Raw genomic sequence first — 3851 nt, 5'->3', positions numbered from 1 at the left:
CTGGTCGCCGAGATGATTGAACGGCGTATAGCGGCTCTCGTCTTCCTGATCGATCAGCACCGAATGCCGCTGCGAGAAGGTGCCGCGCTCGGAGTCCTGACCGGAGAGCCGGACGTGATGGCCTTCCTGCAACAGCGAACAGAACGCCAGCGCCTCGCCGGTCGCCCAGTCGATCCCGACGCCGGTGTCGATGGCCTTGGCGCGATTTTCCAGGAATCGCTGGATGGTGCGGTGAATCCGGAAACCATCCGGCACCTTGGTGATCTTGCGGCCGATATCCCTCAGCACCGCGACATCGACGCCGGTGACGCCGCGACGGGCGTCCTCTTCCTGGTCGGCCGACTTGAAGCCGGCCCATTTGCCGTCGAGCCAGTCCGCCTTGTTGGGCTTGTAGCCCGTGCCGGCCTCGAGTTCGGCATCGAGCCGCGCGCGCCAGTCGGCCTTGGCCTTCTCCACCTCGCCCTCAGTCATCACGCCTTCGGCGACCAGCCGCTTGGAATAGATCTCCAGCGTGCTCGGATGCGACGCGATCCGCTTGTACATCACCGGCTGGGTGAATGCCGGCTCGTCGCCTTCGTTATGGCCATGCCTGCGATAGCAGAACATGTCGATGACGACGGGCTTGTGGAACTTCTGCCGGAACTCGATCGCGACCTTGGCCGCGAACACCACGGCTTCCGGATCGTCGCCGTTGACGTGGAAGATCGGCGCGTCGATCATCTTCGCCACGTCGGACGGATAGGGCGAGGAGCGCGAATAACGCGGATAGGTGGTAAAGCCGATCTGGTTGTTGACGATGAAATGCAGCGAACCGCCGGTGCGATAGCCCTTCAGGTCGGACAGGCCGAAGCATTCGGCGACCACGCCCTGCCCCGCGAACGCGGCGTCGCCATGCATCAGCAGCGGCAGCACCGAGATGCGCATGTCCGGCGGATCGCCGTGCTGGTCCTGCTTGGCGCGCACCTTGCCGAGCACCACGGGATCGACGATCTCCAGATGCGACGGGTTGGCCGTCAGCGACAGATGGATGCGGTTGTTGTCGAACTCGCGGTCCGACGAGGCGCCGAGATGATATTTGACGTCGCCGCTTCCCTCGACCGCGTCGGGATTGGCCGAGCCGCCCTTGAATTCATGGAACAGCGCGCGGTGCGGCTTGCCCATCACCTGCGTCAGCACGTTGAGGCGGCCGCGATGCGGCATGCCGACCACGATTTCCTTCACCCCGAGATTGCCGCCGCGCTTGATGATCTGCTCGAGCGCCGGAATCAGCGATTCGGCGCCGTCCAGGCCGAACCGCTTGGTGCCGGTGAATTTGAGATCGCAGAATTTCTCGAAGCCTTCGGACTCGACCAGTTTCATCAGGATGGCGCGCCGGCCCTCGCGGGTGAAACTGATTTCCTTGTCCGGACCCTCGATGCGCTCCTGGATCCAGGCCTTCTGCGCGGCGTTGGTGATGTGCATGAACTCGACGCCGAGCGTCTGGCAGTAGGTGCGCTCGCAGATCGCGACAATTTCGCGCAAGCTTCCGTATTCCAGGCCCAGCACATGATCGAGGAAGATCTTGCGGTCGAAATCGCTCTCCACGAAGGCGTAGGAGCGCGGATCGAGTTCCTCGCGATTGCGCGCCGGCTCGATCCCGAGCGGGTCGAGCTTGGCGTGAAAGTGGCCGCGCATGCGGTAGGCCCTGATCAGCATCAAGGCGCGCACGGAATCGCGCGTCGCCTGATGGAGGTCGGCCGCGGTCAGTTCGGCGCCCTTGACCTGCGCCTTGGCGGCGATCTTGGTGCCGACGGTTTTTTCGACTTCGGCCCAGTTGCCGTCGAGCGCGGAGGTCAGTTCGTCGCGCGGCGTCAGCGGCCAGTTGTCGCGCCCCCAGGACGGCCCCTCGGCGTTCTTGCGGACGTCGGCCGGCGTGTCTTTCAGGCTCTTGAAAAACTCCTGCCAATCGGCGTCGACGGAGGCGGGGTCTTTCTCGTAACGGGCGTAGATTTCGTCGATGTAGGTGGCGTTTGTGCCCTGCAAAAAAGAGGAGAGGGCAAAGGCGGCGTTCGCGTCTTGGCGAGACATGATTGACGTCCTGGCGATTTCGAATGGCGCATGGAAAACGGCGCAACAGCCGATCCGGACACCGGATCAGCATGATAGGAGGCCTTTTACCCTATTTAGGCTGAATGTTCGCCCCGAAAAGAACGAAAGAATGAATTAGCCCTTCAATTTTTCGACAAGGGTATGGCCGAGCCGCGCGGGCGACGGCGAGACCGTGATTCCGGCCGATTCCATCGCCGCGGTCTTGGAACCGGCGTCGCCCTTGCCGCCGGAAATGATCGCGCCGGCGTGTCCCATGCGGCGGCCGGGCGGTGCGGTAACGCCCGCGATAAAGCCGACCATCGGCTTCTTGCGGCCGCGCTTGGCCTCGTCCTTGAGGAACTGGGCGGCGTCTTCCTCGGCCGAACCGCCGATTTCGCCGATCATGACGATCGAGGTGGTCTTGGGGTCGGCCAGGAACATCTCCAGCACGTCGATGAATTCGGTGCCCTTGACCGGATCGCCGCCGATGCCGACCGCGGTGGTCTGGCCGAGGCCCTCCTGTGAGGTCTGGAACACCGCCTCATAGGTCAGCGTGCCCGACCGCGAGACGATGCCGACATTGCCGGGCTTGAAGATGTTCGCCGGCATGATGCCGATCTTGCATTCGCCCGCCGTCATCACGCCCGGGCAATTCGGCCCGATCAGCCGCGATTTCGATCCGGATAGCGATCGCTTCACCCTGACCATGTCGAGCACCGGAATGCCCTCGGTGATGCAGACGATCAGCGGGATTTCAGCATCGATGGCTTCGCAGATCGCATCCGCCGCCCCCGGCGGCGGCACGTAGATCACGGAGGCGTCGGCGCCGGTGTTCTCCCGCGCCTCGCCGACGGTGTCGAACACCGGCAGGCCGAGATGGGTCGAGCCGCCTTTGCCGGGCGAAGTGCCGCCGACCATCTTGGTGCCATAGGCGATCGCGGCTTCCGAATGGAAGGTGCCGTTCTTGCCGGTAAAGCCCTGGCAGATGACTTTTGTATTCTTGCCGATCAGGATGGACATGGTTGGGACTGCTTTCGCGAGACGGTAGGTCGGGGGGTCAGTGGATCCGCCGGTAAACGCCGGTGAGCACGTCGGCCCACCCTTCCGCGTCAGGCGAAAACTGGATTTTCATGGTGTAGCTGTTGTCGTCGAGAACTTCGTAGACATGGCGCGCATTGCCGCGCAGCGAGCCGCGCACAAGCGTCAGGGTCTTGCCGGTCCAGCCGCCGGAGGCCGGCGACGGCGGGTAGTAGCCGAGCGAATCATGCCAGAACAGCTTGTAGAGCCGGTCCTCGCGGTCATAGGTGAAGACGGCGTGGGTGGCGAAGCTTTCCTTGCCGTCGCGGGTCTGGCGGGTGTCCTGGATCAGATAAAAACCGTTGAGATCGATGCGGGCCACCACATGCGAACTGGCGGGCCCGCCCTGGTTCCAGCGCGAGGGATACACCATCTCGTCACCGCTCCACTCGCCGGCGAACGCCGCGAGCTTGCGGTGCTCCGGAAGCGGCGCCGGTGCGGCGAGATGGTCCTCGGGCATGGCCTAGCCTCCCTTGACGGCCTTGACGATTTTCTGCGCGGCGTCGTCGAGATTGTCGGCCGGCAGCACGTTGAGGCCGCTTTCGCGGATGATCTTCTTGCCGGCCTCGACATTGGTGCCCTCGAGCCGCACCACCAGCGGCACTTTCAGGCCGACTTCCTTCACCGCGGCGACCACGCCCTCGGCGATGATGTCGCATTTCATGATGCCGCCGAAGATGTTGATCAGGATGCCCTTCACATTGGGA

At 63.7% G+C, this 3851-nt stretch carries 3 protein-coding genes and 1 pseudogene; all 4 read right to left on the bottom strand.

Annotated features, from left to right (window positions below; all coding sequences use genetic code 11):
• Positions 1–2067, bottom strand: a 2067-nt coding sequence (locus QZ213_RS25750; RefSeq protein WP_291688881.1) for a 2-oxoglutarate dehydrogenase E1 component, incomplete at its 3' end; no start/stop codon positions are given.
• Positions 2068–2202: 135 nt separating this feature from the next.
• The gene (gene sucD, locus QZ213_RS25745; protein ID WP_291688880.1) at positions 2203–3087 is read right to left on the bottom strand and encodes a succinate--CoA ligase subunit alpha; all 885 of its coding nucleotides are present in this window, start codon (positions 3085–3087) and stop codon (positions 2203–2205) included.
• A gap of 37 nt (positions 3088–3124) precedes the next feature.
• The gene (locus tag QZ213_RS25740) at positions 3125–3604 is read right to left on the bottom strand and encodes a DUF1579 family protein (RefSeq protein ID WP_291688879.1); all 480 of its coding nucleotides are present in this window, start codon (positions 3602–3604) and stop codon (positions 3125–3127) included.
• Positions 3605–3607: 3 nt separating this feature from the next.
• A pseudogene (gene sucC / locus QZ213_RS25735) lies at positions 3608–3851 on the bottom strand (succinate--CoA ligase subunit beta); the annotation flags it as partial.

It is taken from the genome of Bradyrhizobium sp. (assembly GCF_017881085.1).
Classification (GTDB): Bacteria; Pseudomonadota; Alphaproteobacteria; order Rhizobiales; family Xanthobacteraceae; genus Bradyrhizobium.
The sequence above is the reverse complement of the archived record's forward strand: the minus strand, read 5'-3'. Positions and strand labels throughout refer to the sequence as shown.